Annotated in this window: 15 protein-coding genes, 1 pseudogene and 2 CRISPR repeat arrays; of the genes and pseudogenes, 1 reads left to right on the top strand and 15 read right to left on the bottom strand. The window is 24.9% G+C overall.

The features are described 5' to 3' along the window. Positions 1 to 3: 3 nt before the first annotated feature. The 15 genes and pseudogenes from Q7K47_01145 to Q7K47_01075 form a co-directional block, all read right to left on the bottom strand. Positions 4 to 1725 (bottom strand): hypothetical protein, encoded by a 1722-nt coding sequence (locus tag Q7K47_01145; protein MDP0505808.1) that lies wholly within the window; start codon positions 1723 to 1725, stop codon positions 4 to 6. A gap of 203 nt (positions 1726 to 1928) precedes the next feature. Further along, positions 1929 to 2556: direct repeats of the CRISPR family, unit length 28 nt; unit sequence ATTTACATTCCACATTGGTTAGATTAAA. Between the two features lie 200 nt (positions 2557 to 2756). Then, positions 2757 to 3035 (bottom strand): CRISPR-associated endonuclease Cas2, encoded by a 279-nt coding sequence (gene cas2, locus Q7K47_01140; GenBank protein MDP0505807.1) that lies wholly within the window; start codon positions 3033 to 3035, stop codon positions 2757 to 2759. Positions 3036 to 3037: 2 nt separating this feature from the next. Continuing rightward, entirely contained in the window at positions 3038 to 4030 is a 993-nt protein-coding gene (gene cas1b / locus Q7K47_01135; GenBank protein ID MDP0505806.1) for a type I-B CRISPR-associated endonuclease Cas1b, read from the bottom strand. A gap of 12 nt (positions 4031 to 4042) precedes the next feature. Continuing rightward, positions 4043 to 4531 carry a CRISPR-associated protein Cas4 gene (cas4, locus tag Q7K47_01130; GenBank protein ID MDP0505805.1) on the bottom strand — a complete coding sequence of 163 codons (489 nt, stop codon included), beginning with the start codon at positions 4529 to 4531 and terminating at the stop codon, positions 4043 to 4045. A 16-nt stretch (positions 4532 to 4547) separates the two neighbouring features. Further along, positions 4548 to 6773 (bottom strand): CRISPR-associated helicase Cas3', encoded by a 2226-nt coding sequence (gene cas3, locus Q7K47_01125; protein ID MDP0505804.1) that lies wholly within the window; start codon positions 6771 to 6773, stop codon positions 4548 to 4550. Positions 6774 to 6809: 36 nt separating this feature from the next. Beyond that, positions 6810 to 7562, bottom strand: coding sequence for a type I-B CRISPR-associated protein Cas5b (cas5b, locus tag Q7K47_01120; protein ID MDP0505803.1), 753 nt, complete (start codon positions 7560 to 7562; stop codon positions 6810 to 6812). Further along, complete coding sequence (gene cas7i / locus Q7K47_01115; protein MDP0505802.1) at positions 7549 to 8412, bottom strand: type I-B CRISPR-associated protein Cas7/Cst2/DevR; 864 nt, start codon at positions 8410 to 8412, stop codon at positions 7549 to 7551. Before cas7i ends, cas5b begins: the two co-directional genes overlap by 14 nt. Positions 8413 to 8429: 17 nt before the next feature. Further along, positions 8430 to 9305: pseudogene (gene cas8a1 / locus Q7K47_01110) on the bottom strand (type I-B CRISPR-associated protein Cas8b1/Cst1). 15 nt (positions 9306 to 9320) lie between these two features. Beyond that, positions 9321 to 10088 carry a hypothetical protein gene (locus Q7K47_01105; GenBank protein ID MDP0505801.1) on the bottom strand — a complete coding sequence of 256 codons (768 nt, stop codon included), beginning with the start codon at positions 10086 to 10088 and terminating at the stop codon, positions 9321 to 9323. 12 nt (positions 10089 to 10100) lie between these two features. Beyond that, entirely contained in the window at positions 10101 to 10808 is a 708-nt protein-coding gene (cas6, locus tag Q7K47_01100; protein MDP0505800.1) for a CRISPR-associated endoribonuclease Cas6, read from the bottom strand. 525 nt (positions 10809 to 11333) lie between these two features. After that, positions 11334 to 12028: a CRISPR direct-repeat array (repeat unit 30 nt; unit sequence ATTTACATTCCACATTGGTTAGATTAAAAT). 418 nt (positions 12029 to 12446) lie between these two features. Next, the gene (locus Q7K47_01095; protein ID MDP0505799.1) at positions 12447 to 13484 is read right to left on the bottom strand and encodes a 2-hydroxyacid dehydrogenase; all 1038 of its coding nucleotides are present in this window, start codon (positions 13482 to 13484) and stop codon (positions 12447 to 12449) included. Positions 13485 to 13578: 94 nt separating this feature from the next. Continuing rightward, complete coding sequence (locus Q7K47_01090; protein MDP0505798.1) at positions 13579 to 13773, bottom strand: hypothetical protein; 195 nt, start codon at positions 13771 to 13773, stop codon at positions 13579 to 13581. Between the two features lie 130 nt (positions 13774 to 13903). Beyond that, positions 13904 to 14230, bottom strand: coding sequence for a hypothetical protein (locus tag Q7K47_01085; GenBank protein MDP0505797.1), 327 nt, complete (start codon positions 14228 to 14230; stop codon positions 13904 to 13906). 22 nt (positions 14231 to 14252) lie between these two features. Further along, a complete protein-coding gene (locus Q7K47_01080) occupies positions 14253 to 14501 on the bottom strand; it encodes a hypothetical protein (GenBank protein ID MDP0505796.1) in 249 nt (82 codons plus the stop codon). Positions 14502 to 14542: 41 nt separating this feature from the next. Next, complete coding sequence (locus Q7K47_01075) at positions 14543 to 15613, bottom strand: M20/M25/M40 family metallo-hydrolase (protein MDP0505795.1); 1071 nt, start codon at positions 15611 to 15613, stop codon at positions 14543 to 14545. 218 nt (positions 15614 to 15831) lie between these two features. Between Q7K47_01075 and feoB the strand changes: the two genes are divergently transcribed. Beyond that, on the top strand, positions 15832 to 18216 hold the full coding sequence (gene feoB, locus Q7K47_01070; protein MDP0505794.1) for a ferrous iron transport protein B: 2385 nt from the start codon (positions 15832 to 15834) through the stop codon (positions 18214 to 18216). Positions 18217 to 18231 lie beyond the last annotated feature (15 nt).

Below are 18231 nucleotides of genomic sequence, written 5' to 3'. Positions count from 1 at the left end.
TTTTTATGCTACTATAATTAAATAAATAATCACTATAAATATAAAAGTAAACATTGAAACTTTTTCAACTTCTTTTTTTTCAAGATCTTTGCTTATATAATTGTTAATAAATATAAGATAAAATAAAAGTGGAATTATTATAAAAAGAATTCCTCCTAATAACCCGTTAAAAATACTAAACGGATAAATATTTAATATGTTCTTATATTTGTCTAAACTAATTATTCCTATAGAAAAACTAGGCAAGACTAATGATCCACCAATTACTGTTAAATAATTAATTCTTTTTTCTTTCCTTTTTTCTTCTTCTGATTTTTTTCTTTCTCTTTCGTTATCTTCTTCTGATTTTTTCAAAGCATAAAAATTATTTAATTCTGATATTTCGCTTTCTAGCTCTCTTAGAGATTGATCTATTTCCATAATTTCTTTTGACATATTATATAACTCTATTCCTTGTTCTTGAGCTGTAATTTCTCTAAAACACATAGCATTTACAAATTTCAAATAATCTTTTTGAATTATCTGAATTTTTTTATAATCTCTTCCATTATCTTCTAAAAATTCTGATATTCTCTTTTTAAAATTAAGGATAGTTGCTCTTTGCATTAAACAAATTACATTTAATTGATAATACATAGTTCTAATGTGCTCTGTCAAATATAATGCATGATTTTCTTTTAAAGTTTCATAATCAGATGTTAATAAAACAAATGAATATCTACTAATTCCATAAAGTGTCCCGTAATCTATCCATCTTTCATAAGTACTCTTCTTCAAAAGTTCTTTCAACATATTTTTACTTTGACATGTACTGCCATTTCCATCTATAAAAATATATTGTTCCCATTCTTGATTGTTACAGTAACTATAGTCGTTATTTCTTATAGTCGAAAATTCTTTTGAATAATAATTATTTCCTGTCCAACAAATAGTAAACATTCTATCATCTATAATTGTTTCTATTTCAATACTTTCATTATCTTTTTTTTCTTTTTTCAATTGAAATTTTTTTCCTAAAATATCCAATATAACTTTTGATATTTTTTTATTTTTATAGTCCCATGATTCAAAATTTTCCGAATACTCTCTATTTTTTTTATCAACCTTAATTTTAATTTTATCTGCTAAAAAACTATTTTTGACTTTTTCTAAAGAAATTTTTTCTCTACAATCTTCAGATTCACTTATATACTGAGGATAAATTCTTCTCCCATAATCATTAATCAAATTTATATCTTTTAAGTCACTATAGTTATAATTTTCTAAATTAAAAGATAATATTCCAACACCAGTTCTAAATATTCTAAGAGATATTCCTACAATTTTTAAATTATATATTTTTAAACTATCTATTTTTAATTTTTTATCTTTTTTTCTAATAAGTATAGTATAAATATTTTCTTTATTTTCATCAAAACCTTCATAAGAATAATATAAACTTAATTCATTTTTTAATTTTTCCTTCAATTCTTTTTTAGTTAAATCTTTAAGATTTTTTTGATTATATAATAATTTTTGAACAGGTTTATAAAAATATACCCATTCATTATAATTTGGAATTTCGCCATTAAAACCATTTACTTTAAATTCCTCATACTTCCAGTTTTCATCTTTAATTAAATTATGTATTCTACTTAAAAAATCATCACTACTTTTATCAGTATCGAATTCTATACTAAATGGAAACATAAAAGTATGATAACTATATATTTTTTTATCTTTCATGCTCAACCTTTCTTGATTCTCTTATTTTTTGATTATCAAAATTTAAAAGTTTTTTAAAAAAGAAAATTAATCTTTTTTAAATTTTTTATATAACATCTGTTTTTAAATGCTCATTTATCAAAAACTTACACTTAAATATACCATAAAATTTCAAAAATTCAAAATTAAATTCATATTAAAAAGGCAAGCTTAAAAACTTGCCTTTTTATATTCCACATTGGTTAGATTAAAATCATAGGTTATATTTTTATTGGTTAAATATTTTATAGCCATTTACATTCCACATTGGTTAGATTAAAATGGATTTAGAATGAAAAGAATAGAAAATTTATTAGAAAAATTTACATTCCACATTGGTTAGATTAAAATAATTTAAAGAAGTTGTGTAACATAAAAACTCAAAGATTTACATTCCACATTGGTTAGATTAAATTGAACAAATGAAAGATTATATAGCATTTGATACAGAAACATTTACATTCCACATTGGTTAGATTAAAATTTAAAGAATTATATTCTATAGATATAGAAATATATATTTACATTCCACATTGGTTAGATTAAAATACTGGGGAAGTGGAAAAGAAAGTCACAGAAGAAAGAATTTACATTCCACATTGGTTAGATTAAAATTGTAAGTTCATTAGAAAAAATAAATGAACTAAAAGAAAAATTTACATTCCACATTGGTTAGATTAAAATCTCAATTAATTCTAAATGGAACTATGGTCCTGAATCATTTACATTCCACATTGGTTAGATTAAATTGACCTACACTTTGAGATTATCAAATGGTTTATCATATTTACATTCCACATTGGTTAGATTAAATTAGGTACCCTTGTAACCTCCCTAAAATTATAGCATAAGAAAGCCATTTCTGTCGACCCCCTAATTTTTTATTAATTTTACTATAAGTTTTTCTTATTTGCCTCTTCAGTTTTTCTATAAATTTTTTATTTTATTAACTTTATGAAAAACTGTCGATCTATAGGTAAATCTTCCTTACCGGAGGTCGACAGTTTTTGAATTTAAAAGAAATTAGAAGTTTTATCATCCTTCATTCCCCAGAAATGTTTCTTTAAAAATCTTTCATGACGACTTTCAAAAACTAAAAGAGAATCTCTATCTTCTCTTATATATCCTTTTAATTCAAGTCTTAATTTTTCAAGTAAAGGTTTTGTTAATTCTCCTTCAAAGGTAGAATTTTGAATATGAGTAAGATATTTTTTACATATTTTAAAAACATTTCTTAAAACTTTTGCTCCCTTTTCATCTAATTTTATATCATAAACTAATATTACATACATAATTACCACCACATTTCAAAAGGTATATATTCTTGATCTTCCATCAGATGCTTTATTATCTTATAGCATTCTAATTTTATCAAATGTCTATAGCTCACATTTCTATTTAACGTTTTGTGTTTTATTGTCATCTTAAGTCTTTCATCATATGCCTGAAGTATTTTCTTTCTTCCTTTTTCTTTAATATAGTAAAAATTAGATTCTTCTTCAAAATCTTTTTCAGTTATAATATTTTTATTTAATAGAGAAAATATCAATCTATCTCCAAGGACAGGCTTAAAAATTTCTGCTAGATCTAGGCATAAAGAAAATCTTCTTTCCCCTGGAACATGAAGATAACTTATTGTTGGATTAAGCTGAGTCTTATATATTTCAGCTAAACATGTTGTATATATTAAAGAATTAATAAATGATATCATAGTATTGATTAAATTATCCGGTGGCCTTTTAACTCTTTTTTCAAAATTTATTTCTTGATTAACAATTTTATTCCACGTACTATAATATACTTTTCTAATATTTCCTTCTATTCCCATAAGTTCTTTTACATCTTTACATTTATCAATTTCACTTCTAAGTTTTTTTATTAAAAAAATTGGATCCTCTAAATCTTTTTCTCTAGAGTTATAATATCTCAAATTTCTTTTAATGTTAAAACTTGCTCCTTCTATTAATTTTTTAGCTAGAATAGTTCTTTTATCTGAATCTTCATAATGATTTACTTGCTTTACTAAAAGTCTTCCTGATACAGCTCTTTCCTTAGGATAAAAACTTCCTGTATAAAAACCATAGTAATTAAAAAAGTGTAAATTTATTCCAAGTTGTCCCACATAGTTTAAGCATTTGGTATTTAAATCAACTTCTCCAAAAATATAAATCTCATTTGTTACTTCTATTTTCATATCCTTGTATTGTCCCTCTGGTGTAGTTAATCTTAAAACATTATCTTTTCTTTTCAATCTTCCATCCGAAAATAAATAATAAGTTTCACTCATAAACTCCTCCTACTAGATATAGCAATACTCGTAATAAGCACATTTTTTGCAAATTTTTGAATTTATTTTTTCAGGAGCTTTCTCCCTCATAACTATCTCTTCTATTTCTTTTAGTATACCTTCTATTTTTTCTTCATCTTCCTTTGATAAAAATATTTCTTCTCTTCTTTTTACTTTAGGATAATCTAAGATCCCTTTTTCTATTTCTATTCCTCTTTTTTTCAAAAAATATAAATAATATTTAACCTGCCAAATTGAAGCTTCTTCAATGCTTTTGCTTTTTTTAATTTCATGTAATATCTTCCAGTCTCTTATGAAATCAACATTAACTGTTTCATCAATCATAATATGTTTCTTATCTTTAGAAAAAGATGAATTATCTAAAAGTCTTCCTAGCATAACATTTTCACTCTCATCTTCAAGGGAAATTCCTTTAGTAAAATGCCACAGCTTTCTAGGACATACAAAATAATAATAAAACATTATTCCAGTTATCTTCATAAATAACCTCCAAGAATTAAATAAGTAAAGAATCAAAATCAAGATTATTATTCTCAATTTTTTTTAAAACAATACCTAAATCAATATCATAATCACAATCTAAAATATATATTTTTTCAAATTTTCCTAAATTTATTGTTTCTTCATCTTTTATTCTTTTGTTTGCTTCTCCGTAACTAATATTTAAAGTATAAGCCTTTAATAATTCTAGCTTTTTAGATTTTTCAATCTTATTTTCCTTTGTACTAGGTTTTTTAACATTTATTTCTTCTTCTAATTTTTTTATAATTTTATATTCTCTTTCATAAACTGGAAGAGGAATAACTAATAAACTATTAATATCTCTAAATCTTTTTCTTACCTCTTTTTTATCTAATTCATACGCATCTATAGTATTTAAATATCTTATTCCTTCAATCACTTTTTCATAATACTTTGTATCTTTTATATTTTCTGTAGAATAAATCCTATCAATTAAATCTAATTTTTTCTGTTCTGATAAGCTACCATCTATTTTTTCTTTTAATAATATCTCTTTAGAAGCTTTAAAAATATCATAATCTATAATAGATCTTTCATTATTTCTTATACCACTGCAAGGCTTTTCTTTCCCTACATATAAATAGCAATTATATCCTTCTTCCTTAAACTCTCTTTTCCTATAGCATCTTCCAAGTCTTTGAAAAAATCCATTTATATCTGATAATTCTGTAAACAATAAATCAAAATCAATATCTAAAGATGCCTCTACAACTTGAGTTCCTATCCAAATTCCAAAATCTTTGTTATCTTTATCTCCTAGCTCCATAATTTTTATTTCTTTTTCATTTCTATCTTTCCTTATAAATTTAGAATGTAACAAATTTACTCTTTGTTTTTCAATATCTTTATTTTTTACAAGTTCATTATAAATACTTTGAGCTTTTTTCACAGTATTACAAACAATTAAAATCTTATTTTCTTTATAATTTTCTAAAATCCTTTTAACATTTAAATCTTCTTCTAATACTTTTACTTTATGCCTTATTTGATTATTAATAAAAGGCTTTTCACTTTCTACAAAGTTAACATTATATTTTTTTAATAAATCTCCTATAAACTTAGGAAAAGTTGCTGTTAAAATAGAAAATTTTCCACCTACTTCATTTATCATTTTTAATCCTACTATTATATACGCTACTAGATTTGAAGAATACATTTGAATCTCATCTATAACTATTTTTGAATATGATAATGTTGCTAATTTTAATTCAAAATCTCTATATCTATATACAAAATCAAATATTTGATCTAAAGTGCAAACTGTTAAAGCTAAAGATAATTGTTTGGTTTCATTATAATATTTTTGAATATCTATTTCTTCTTTTTCATATTCAATATATTTGCTAAAAGTATCTGAGTGAAGTAATCCTACTTTGTTTTTAAAAACTATATTTCCAGTTATTCTTTTATAAATTTCATTAATTGCTGATTTTAATGGTAATATAAAAAATCCTTTATTATTATCTATCCATAAAAGTCCAGCTTCAGTTTTCCCCATTCCTGTTTGAGCAATTACAATTGTATTTTTTTCTTTATTATTTATCATAAAATTTTGAAGTTCATTCCAATGAGATTTGGGATTTAAATTTTTCCAAGATAGCATCAAATTAGAAAGAGACTCTCTTAAAAAATCATTCTTTTGTTCAACTTCTATATCTCCACTTGCTGCATAATCAAGTCTATTTAATAGTCCTTTTATTAAAACATAGTTATAAAAATTTTCATTATCATCATAGATTCTATCCTTACTAAAATATTTTGCAGGTATTTCTTTTATTCTAGTTATTTCTAATTTATCGTATTTAAATTCCTTTGCATTTTCTTTTATATCTTTTAATTCCTCTTCATATAGTTCTTTATCATAAATTCCTCTTTCATGATGATAAGCAACAGCATGAGCCAAAATTTTTATATCATCTTCACTGTATTTTTCTTTTAATAATTTTGTATTTATAAAAGCTAAACTTAATAAATTATGAGCAACTTCATTTTCATTTCTTTTACCATATAATATCTTATTTTGAAATTTAGAATTGATTTTTCCTAAATCATGGTAAATACAAGCATCTTTTAATAAATTCCAATTTATTGGAACTTTATAATATAACTCATTTAAAATTTTATAATTTTTAAGTAACTTATCTGTATGCTGTTGAATAGTTTCTTTTGGATTTGACTTAGCATAAAACTCTATTTTCATCACCTACTTTCAAAAAAAAGAGGATTTCTCCTCTTTTTAAGCTAGCAAAACAATATTATTATCTTCATCTAATAATATCTCATTTTCTTCACTTGAAAAAACATTTGAAGAATATAGCACTTCTACTTTATCCCATTTTCTAAACTCTTTTTTATTTTTGTTTTTTCCTAATTCTATTTTTTTATAATTTTTATTAAGTAAATATCTTGTTCCTGTATTTTTAATATTATAATTATTATTTACATAAACTTTATTTGATTTTATCCATTTAATAGGAATATATGCACAATAATTTTTTTTGATTTCATAATTTTCTTCTAGTTCAACTTTATTTACTTCTACTACTTTTACTTCTTTTATTATAGCTAAATCTTCTCTTCTTCCTAAAGCTGCATATTCTAAAGGATTTCTTAATTTTTTTTCTATTATTGAAATTAAATTTTTATCCTTTGGAACAATATGTATTATAAGTTCCACCTCACTTAATAACTCTGTTGTAGCTATGCCTCTACATATTCCATATCCTGAAGTTTCTAATTGATGTCTTCCTTTTTCAAATTTCATTCCTGGTTTAAATTCATATCTTGTAAAAAGATCATTTACTTTAGAATTATAATAACCCTGAATACTAATATCCATATCCATATATTTTTCAAACCCGCAAAGATTGTGAATCATTCCTATGATAGTCGAATAAGGTGGCAAGGGATATGTTTCTTTTAATTGAAAACTGGTTGGAACTTTATAATTTACTAATTCTTGTTCTAGCTTTAATCTAATTGCTTTCATAATAGTCTTTAACCTTTTGTTTTAAATTTTTAAATAATTCTGGCATAGATATGGCATGTAACTTGTCTATAATTTCTCTATCATTATCAAATTTTCCTTTTATTAATCCACACATTGTATCTTTTTCTATTACTTCAAACATAACATCTTTTATAGAATCAATTACTATCTTATTATCTTTAACTTCTACAACATTTTGGAAAATTGGATTTTTAATATCATAAACTCCCCCTATTGCAAACAATGGTTTTAAATCTTCTCTTCTTCCTCTAATATCTCTATATAACAAAGATATAGTATCTAATAACTTATTAACTCTTCTTGTTTTTTCTTCTTTTTTTAAATTAATGTCATCATCAATTCCTATTTGATCTAAATCTGCTACAATAGTATATCTATAATATGATTTATGAATTTCTGATTGAGCAATATTCATTCCTTTCATTTCTTTTCCAAGTCTATCAGATAATCCTTTATTTGTTAAAAAATCTAAATCTCCTTTGAAAGTTTCAAGAGATATTGCGTTTGAAAGTCTAACTTTAGCAGATCTTGTTAAACTTGATTCTCCTTTTATTGTTTTCATATATCCAAAGAAATCTATTTCAGGATAATCTTCAATTGTAGTTTCTGGAGAAAATTGAACTACTTTTTTTTCAACTCTAGTTGGAGTTATTTTTTCTCCTAGTTGCTCTATTATATTATATCTTATAGCTTGTCTTGAAATATAAGTATATTGTTCACCATCTCTTCTTGCCATTTTTTTTAAAGAAGCTACATTTCCGATTCCTTCTCCATAGTTTGCACTTTCTGCTTCAAAAATCATTGTTAACATTAATCCCTTATTTTCCATTGTAATTTCCTCCAATTCTATTTACTATAACTTTCTCCATCTACTAACCCACTTACAAAAGCATAACCTATAGTTTTTAAATTAACTGTATCTTTTAAACAATCTGTAAAAAATCCTGGAATTTGTTTTCCTGTGTATAAATAACAATTAATAATTACATCCATAAACATTCCTTGATTATTAGTTTTAAGAGCATTTAATAATTTATAAGCTATTCCATTTAATTTATTTTCAGAACCTTTCTTTAAATATTCTAGTTTTAAATAATATCCTGCTCCACTATAAGTTTTCAGTATATTCTTTTCTTGACCTTCCATATATCCAGCTCCTTTCAAAAAGTTAAAATTAATTTTTATAATTTCTTGTATTTCTTTACAATTAAAATAAATATCTTTATTATTATCTTTCATTTTAATAATAAATAATTTATGAATTAAAAGAAACAAATTTTCATTATTAAGCAATTTTTTTATTGTCATTTCATATAATCTATTGTATAAATCTCCATCTTTATAGCCAGCCATAATTATTCTATTTAATTCTTCTTTTGAATTATATAGCACTTCTAGCATTTGTTTTGAAAGAAGATTAAATCTATATTTTCCAGATTCATATCTAACCACTTGAATATCTGCTAATTCATATTTAACACTGGAATTATTTTCTTTTATCAATGCTGAAATTAAACTTTTAAAAGTTGTATTTGAATTAAAACTTTCTTCTTTTAAAATTTCAATTTCTATTTTATCTGCAATTCTAACTAAATCCTTTATATTAGAATTATTATTTACAAATATTCCTTTATCATAAACATATATAAAACCTGCAGGAACACAAGAATAAACCAATCTACATAAAGGACATATTGATATATCATTATTATAATTCCATACAGTTGAAGGTTTTCTTTAACTATCAAAACCCATATTATTTAAAAAATTCATTTCTATATCTAAATTTTTAATTGGTCTATTACAAGTACTGCAATTATAAATATATTTTTCTTTATCAACATTCAAATATTCTCTGCATTCTTCTAAAAAATAATTTTTATAGTTTTTATACATATCTTTTTCTTTAGCTTGAGTATTTAAAAAAGAAACTCCTTCCCAAGCATTTTTAATAACTGTATATATTATATTTTTTGCACTTATAAATTTTTTAGATTCTTCTAAAGAATAAAAATCAATTATTTCTTTCATCAATTTAGTTACTTCTTTTATTTCTTCTAATCTATCTGCTATTTTTTCTTTCTTTTTTAGTTTTATTTTTTTTAACTGCTTTTCTAATTTTAAAATATCTTTTTTTTCTGTTATTAATTCATAAGCAGCAACATGACTATTACTTTTTATTACTTTTTTAAAAAAATCAATTTTATCATTTAGATTATTTAAAGAAACCTCGTTAAAATTATTAAAATTTTCTTGCTCCCAGTTATCAATAGATTCTTTGAAAGAAACTATTTTTGACCAAGATAATTTTTTCTCATATTTATTTATGAAATAATTAAAATATTTTTCTTCAAAATTATCTAAAGCTTTCACATTAAACAAAATTTCTTGTTCTTTATAAATAACTTCTTCTTTAGCATATTCTAAAATTTTTATAAAACCAACTAATCCTGAATTATATAGCCAGTCTCCTAAAGTTAAAGTTATCATATTATCTTCTTCCATGACTTTCCTCCTTTAACTTAAAATATCTACCATTCCAAATCCTGCACTGCTTTTACTTCCTATTCCTGCTTTGTATAAATAATTTAATATTTCTTTGTTCCCTTCTACTTTAAAAACTCCCATTGAAACAGGAAATTTTATTCCATAATTTTTTACAACAGTTCTTTTCATTTCGTAAGGGTATATATTTATTTCTTCTAAATATTTAGTTGGAAATTTATCTGATAAATTATTTACTAAATTTTTCTTTAAAACTTTTAATCCTTTTTCATCAAAATCATGATACCAAGATTTTTTATCAGTTAATTTTTCTCTTATAGCAATGGAAGACATTGTTTTAAATATAACTTCTTCTTTATTTATTTCTTTTTCAGGAAGAGGCCTTATTCTTGTTACTTCCATTTCATTATCTGCTATTAAATATTTTTTATGAATAGATCCAAGCATTGCATTTGTAAAATATAGCGCGCCTTCTAACGAATAAATAGATATGAATAATTTAATATCGTTACTCTTTAAATATATTTTTTCATCTGTAAATTTTTCAGCTTTAAAATAAACTGAAAAAGAAAAATCTTTTTCATGATTTGTTTTATAAAATTTATCTTTAATATCATTATCATATTTTTCTAAAATATTTTTTATATATGAAATGAACTTCCTTCTATAATCATTTACAATCTCTTTTTTCTGTAATTTAAAACACACCTCGTATCTCATGATGTCCTCCTTAAAGTTATTAAATAACAACTATTTATTGTTTGATTTATTACACGATACAATTATACCCCCTTTTTTTTATTTTTCAATCTTTTTTTGATTTATATAAATATCCAGTTAATTTTGTAAGTTTTCGCTCACTTAAGAATGTAGTTTTCAAAATTAGTAAACAAACATATTTCCAACACAAAAAAACTGTAACACTATATAATTACAATCATTAAATATTTATTTCTCTTGAAAAAATCAGCTTATCATTTTTAAAATAAGAACAATTTCACACTCTCCCCTTGTAATTACATAGGTTAATTTTAATCCTCTACAACCCCTTTAATAGCCCTATCAACCCGCCTCGTAACTCTTTAATTATAAATGAATTAAGGCACGTAAAATCCAAAAAAAGCAAAAAAACACCTATTTTTACTATTATTCAGACAATTGTCCATTTAATTAGTATAAAATTAAGTGTTTTTTGCTATTTCTACCCCTAATAAAGATAGTTTTGCCCCTACATATATTCCACAAATTTACATTCCACATTGGTTAGATTAAAATTGGATATAGCAAGTAAATTAATGGAAGAAATGAAATTTACATTCCACATTGGTTAGATTAAAATAACTGATATTCCAAGTCCTACTAAAAAAGTAGGAGATTTACATTCCACATTGGTTAGATTAAAATTAAATGCGTCCTCACGCATTATTACTTCAAGTTCATTTTTATTTACATTCCACATTGGTTAGATTAAAATTAAATGCGTCCTCACGCATTATTACTTCAAGTTCATTTTTATTTACATTCCACATTGGTTAGATTAAAATATGAAAGAACAAGACACGCAATACAAATTAATGAAAAATTTACATTCCACATTGGTTAGATTAAAATAATTTATATGGAAAACTTCTGGGAGGAAATTTACTCATTTACATTCCACATTGGTTAGATTAAAATTTAATTTCTTTGCAGATCAAAAAGAAAGCTTTGGCATTTACATTCCACATTGGTTAGATTAAAATTGAAAACTAGAGTGACTCAAATAGTAGCAACATAATTTACATTCCACATTGGTTAGATTAAAATTTAAGGGATACCAGGTGGTTAGTATAAAACTTTAAATATTTACATTCCACATTGGTTAGATTAAAATGCCAACCTAAAACTTTTTTTTCGTCACCTATCAAAATATTTACATTCCACATTGGTTAGATTAAAATAGGTACCCTTGTAACCTCCCTAAAATTATAGCATAAGAAAGTCGTTTCTGTCGACCCCCTAAATTTTTGTCTTTTCTTCTATAAGTTTCTCTTATTTATCCTTATGATTTTTCGATAAATTATTTATTTTGTTAGCTTTATAAAAAACTGTCGATCTATAGGTAAATTTGCCTTACCGGAGGTCGACAGTTTTTGGGGATAAAAATTTATAAAATATTTTCCAAAGATTATAAAAGGAACTAAACTCTAGTAAAAAGAATTTAGCTCCTTTTTTTATTTTCTCTTGCAATTTAATTCAAAAAATGATAGATTTTTATCTATAAAAATTAAATAATATATTAATATTTTATAGGACTTTGTAAAAAGAACAATAAAATTTATAAATTAATCCTTTCTGTTTTTTTTATTTATCTATTTTTTAAAAGCATCTTCCTTTTTCATTTTTCTCACAATTTTCACTATTTGGATCTCCCTTACAGTGATAACAAATTTCATTAGTTAGTTTTCCACCAGCAAAATATTCATCAAAGTTTTCTATTGTTACTTTTGCTATATTTTTTAAAGCTTCCTTAGTAAAGAATCCTTGATGAGAGGTCATAAGTACATTTGGTTTAGAAACTAGTAGAGATAGAGTATCATCATCTATTATTGTATTTGAAAAATCTTCATAGAATAAGTCTCCTTCTTCTTCATACACATCAAGTCCTGCCCCTGCAACTTTTTTACTTGTTAAAGCTTTTAGTAAAGCTTCACTTTCAAGAAGTCCTCCTCTAGATGTATTTATAATATATACTCCTTCTTTCATTTTATTAAAGGCTTCTTCTGATAATAAATATTTTGTTTCCTCTGTTAATGGACAATGTAAAGATATAACATCACTTTCTTTAAATATAGTATCCAAATCAACATAATTTATGTCCACTTTTTTATCAGGATATAAATCATAGGCAAGCACCTTCATTCCAAATCCTTTGCAAATATTTATAAATATTTTTCCAATTTTACCAGTTCCTATTACTCCAACTGTCTTCCCGTGAAGATCCATTCCCATAAGTCCAGAAAGACTGAAATTAAAATCTCTTGTTCTGTTATATGATTTATGTATTTTTCTATTTAAAGTAAGTAATAATGCCATAGCATGTTCTGCCACTGAATAAGGTGAATAAGCTGGAACTCTCATTATATTTATTTTTCCGTAAGCTGCTTTGAAATCTACATTATTAAATCCTGCACATCTTAAGGCAATTGCTCTAACACCAACGTCATATAAAGCATCAATAGTTTCTTTTCCTATATCATCATGGGCAAATCCACAAATAGCTTCACATCCTTTAGCTAATAAAGCTGTTCTAGAATTTAATTTTCCTTCAATAAATATAAATTCATAATTTTTATTAAGTTTCCCAAACCATTCCTTATCATAAGGCTTAAAATCAAAAAAAGCAATCTTTTTCATGAAGCTCATCTCCTATTCAAGTATATTAAATAACGCATCAATTTAAACAAAAAAGGTCTAGATAACTAGACCTTAAAAAGAATTTATAAATAAACTAATCTTTGGTATGACAATTTAAACTATCGTAAGCAGAACCATCAGCTTTAGGATATCCTTTTGCTTTAGCTGCTTCCACAGCTTCGCTAACATATTCAAAATTTCCTAAAAGAACCATATCATCAGTACAACCACACTCGTTACAAGATTCCTTAAATACTTCTTGAGTTTTTTTGTTAATATAATATTTCATAATGTTCTCCTTTCTGAAAATACATGTAGTAAGATAATTCCTTATCTAATATGAGGATACCTCCAAAACTTTCAATTGTCAATAGTTAAATTTAAAAAAAGGTATGCTGCCTTTGCAACATACCTCTAAACTACTTGTCTGAACCTAAATAATATTCTGCCATCATTTTATTCAAAGAAACTTTAAATCTTTGATTAAAAGAAATTATTAATTCTTTTATATTTTCTTTTCCATTTATACTTAAGTTATCATTTTTTTTATAAAAATCATGAAGTAACCCTAAACTAAAATCTCCCTTTAACATTTCTTCATTTTCATTTAAATCTAAAATATATTTACACACTTCTTTATAAAAAGATATTTTACTTGCCTCATTAAATATATTTTCCTTTGTTCCAAGTAAAGCTTCCTTTTTAAATTCTTCAAATTCTGTCCTAATACTATCTTGTTTTTTCATACATCTCCTCTAATATTTTATTTTAAAATTTATTTTCATAATTTTTATCAATATATTTTATAACATCTTTAATTTCAAGCATATCTTTAGCATATAAATAAGGAATATTTATATTAAAATATATTTCATATTCTATTATTATATTGGCTAAATCAAAGGAATCAGCGTCTAAATCTTTATAGTAATTTGATTCTTCCCTTATTATATTACTATCTATATCCAAATAGTCAGCTGTTATTTTCTTTAAGCTGGCAATATTTTCATTTTTCATAAATTCACACCCTCGCACACACTTAATCATATCATAAAAACCTAAAAATTATTAATCACATCTTCATTTAATTCAACTAACATTCCCTTAACTAATTTGCATATTTCTATATAATCACTATAAGCTATAAAGTTATAATGAGAATGAGTATAACGAACAGGAACACCTAATACAACTGTTGGAATTCCTAAATTTTCCAAATGAATCTTACTTGCATTTGTTCCTCCGCTTTCTCTTACTGCCTCTTGAATTTTCACATCATATTTTTTAGATATTTCCTTTATAAATTTTATAAATCTTGGGTTTGCCATCATAGTTGGATCAAAATGACGAAGTTGAACTCCTTTTTTTATAGTTCCTTGACTATTATATTTATTTCTAAAACTATCATCTGCAGGAGGTCCTTCTAAAACTATTGCTACATCTGGTAGAACTCTTCTACTTGAAACAACAGCTCCCCTAGTTCCAATTTCCTCTTGAGAAGAGAAAACCCCAACTACATCTACATCTAAATCTCCATCTTTAATATCTCTCATTATTTCTATAACTGCAGCGCACCCTACTCTATTATCAAAAGCTTTTCCTAAAAACATCTTTGATCTTTCATTATATGTACAAACTACATCAGGAACAACTGGAGCTCCTATTTCTATTTTAAAATCTTTTACAGTTTCTTCATAAGAAGTTGTTCCAACATCTATGAACATATCCTTAATATCTGTAACCTTTCCTTTATTTTCACTAGATGTAAAATGAGGTGGAATTGAAGAGATAATTCCTTCTATATATTCCCCTTCACTATTTAATACCTTTACCTTATGAGCTGGTATTTGTTGATTACTCCATCCTCCAATTGTAATGAATTTTAAAAATCCATTAGGTTCTATAGATTGAACCATGAAACCAACTTCATCTGAGTGAGCATCTAACATAACAACAGGTTTCTTTCTTTTACTCTTTTCTACATTATTTATATATAAATTTCTCATTGAATCTTCTTCTATATTATAAATGTCTTTTAATTCTTTTTTTGCAAGATTATTTACCCTATCTTCAAAGCCAGAAATTCCTTCTACATCACTTAATTTTTTTATAAGTTCTATACTTTCCATAATTTCCTCCTATTATAATATTATAGTCTATTAAATTATAAATAATTAAACACTTAAAGTCAACTTATACATTTTTTATTTTAAAAATATATTATAAATTTTATTTATCATTTTGATTATAAAATGATATAATATAAAAGCAATAATTATATAAAATAATTTATAATAAAATATTTAGGGAAAGGAATGTATATATTCAGTTATATATTAGGAAAATTATGATTAAAACATTAGATAAACTAGACATAGGAAATTCAGCAGAAATTATTAGCATCGATGGAAAAAAAGATTTAAGACATCATTTCTTAGAAATGGGCTTGACTCCTGGAACTCCAATCACCTTAGTTAAAACCGCACCAATGGGAGATCCTTTAGAAATTAAAGTTAGAGATTATACTTTGACCTTAAGAAAAAGTGACGCTGCTAAAATTGAAATTTCAGAGATTTCTGAATTTAAATGTAGAAAAAAAAGAAACAAGAGATTAAATTTAGTAGATCATCCTCAACTTGGAGAATGGCATCATCCTAAAAGAAAAAATTGTGAACATGGAATTTGTGAAAAAAAGCACTATAAACAAAAAATTTCTTTACTTGGAAGTCATTTAAGATTTGCTTTAGTTGGAAACCAAAATAGTGGTAAAACGACTTTGTTTAATCAATTAACTGGAGCTAATCAACATGTTGGAAATTTTCCAGGAGTTACAGTTGAGCATAAGGAAGGACAATTAAGAGGTTATCCTTCTGTGAAAATTATAGATCTTCCAGGAATTTATTCTTTGTCTCCTTATTCAACAGAAGAAATTGTTACAAGGGATTTTATTATTAAAGAAAAACCAAATGCAATTATTAATATTTTAGATGCTACAAATTTAGAAAGAAATCTTTATCTAACTATGCAACTACTTGAACTTAAAGTTCCTATGGTTATTGCTCTTAATATGATGGATGAGGTTCGTGATAATCATGGAAATATCTTAATTAATAACTTAGAAGAAATTTTAGGAGTACCTGTTATTCCAATATCTGCTTCTAAAAATGAAGGTATACAAGAGCTTGTACATCACGCTGTTACTGTTGCTAAGTTTAAAATAAATCCTAAAAATTTAGATTTATGTAATAATTTAGGAACTAAGGAAGAGCAAGCAATACATAGAGGTATCCATTCTATTTTACATATTATTGAAGATCATGCTCTAAGCATTGGAGTCAATCCTAGATTTGCTGCAACTAAAGCTATTGAACAAGATAGACTTATGATTGAAGCATTAAATCTAGATGAAAATGAAAAAGATACTATAGAACATATTGTAAAACAAATAGAAGAAGAAACAAAAGTTGATAGAGTTTCTGCAATTGTAAATATGAGATTTTCATTTATTGAAAATTTATGTGAAAATACAGTTGAAAAACCTGAAGAAAGTAAAGCTCATAGAAAGAGCAGAAAAATTGATAAATATTTAACAGGAAAATATACTGCAATTCCAATATTTTTAGGAATAATTGCTCTTATGTTTTGGATGACATTTTCAGTCTTAGGTCCTATTTTATCCACAGGACTTGAATATCTTATAAACGATTTAACAAAATATGTTGATTTACTTCTTACTAATTTAAAAATAAATCCAGTAGTTCATTCCCTTGTAATAGATGGTATATTTGCTGGTGTTGGAAGTGTTTTAAGTTTCTTACCACTAATCGTTGTATTATTTTTCTTCCTATCTTTAATGGAAGACAGTGGATACATGGCAAGAGTTGCTTTCATAATGGATAAATTACTAAGAAAGATAGGACTATCTGGAAAGAGTTTTGTCCCAATGCTTATTGGATTTGGATGTTCAGTTCCTGCTATTATGTCAACTAGAACTTTATCATCAAATAGAGATAGAAGAATGACTATGTTTTTAATTCCATATATGAGTTGTTCTGCAAAATTACCAATATATGTTATGTTAACATCTGCATTTTTCCCAAAACATCAAGGACTTGTAATTATAGGATTGTATTTACTTGGAATAGCATTTGGAATCATCTTTGCTCTTTTCATGAAAGAAACAAGATTTAAAGGAGAACCAATACCATTTGTTATGGAGTTACCTAATTATAGATTACCTAGTTTTAAAAGTGTAATCCTTTTATCTTGGGAAAAAGCAAAGGATTTTATAACTAAAGCTTTTACTATAATCTTTGTAGCTTCTGTAGTTATCTGGTTCTTACAACATTTTGATGTTAGATTAAATGTTGTTCATGATTCTTCTAAAAGTTTATTAGCTGGACTTGGAAATTTAATTGCTCCTTTACTTGCTCCTTTAGGATTAAATGATTGGAGATTATCCACAGCTTTAATTACAGGACTTATGGCAAAAGAAAGTGTTGTTAGTACTATTGCTGTTTTACTTGGACCAAATGAAACTATTCATAGTTTACTTTCACCTGCTACAGCATTTGTTTTTCTTGTTTTCACTTTATACTATACACCTTGCGTTGCTGCAATGGCTGCATTTAAAAGAGAAACAAATTCTACTTGGCTTACTATTGGAATGGTAATTGTTCAATGTGCTATTGCTTGGCTAATTGCATTTATTTTCTATTTAATTTTAGTATAATAAAAAGGAGAGACA

Origin of the sequence: Fusobacterium sp. JB019, from assembly GCA_030673965.1 — a bacterium.
Taxonomy (GTDB): domain Bacteria; phylum Fusobacteriota; class Fusobacteriia; order Fusobacteriales; family Fusobacteriaceae; genus Fusobacterium_B.
This window is presented reverse-complemented; position numbering and strand designations above follow the sequence as displayed.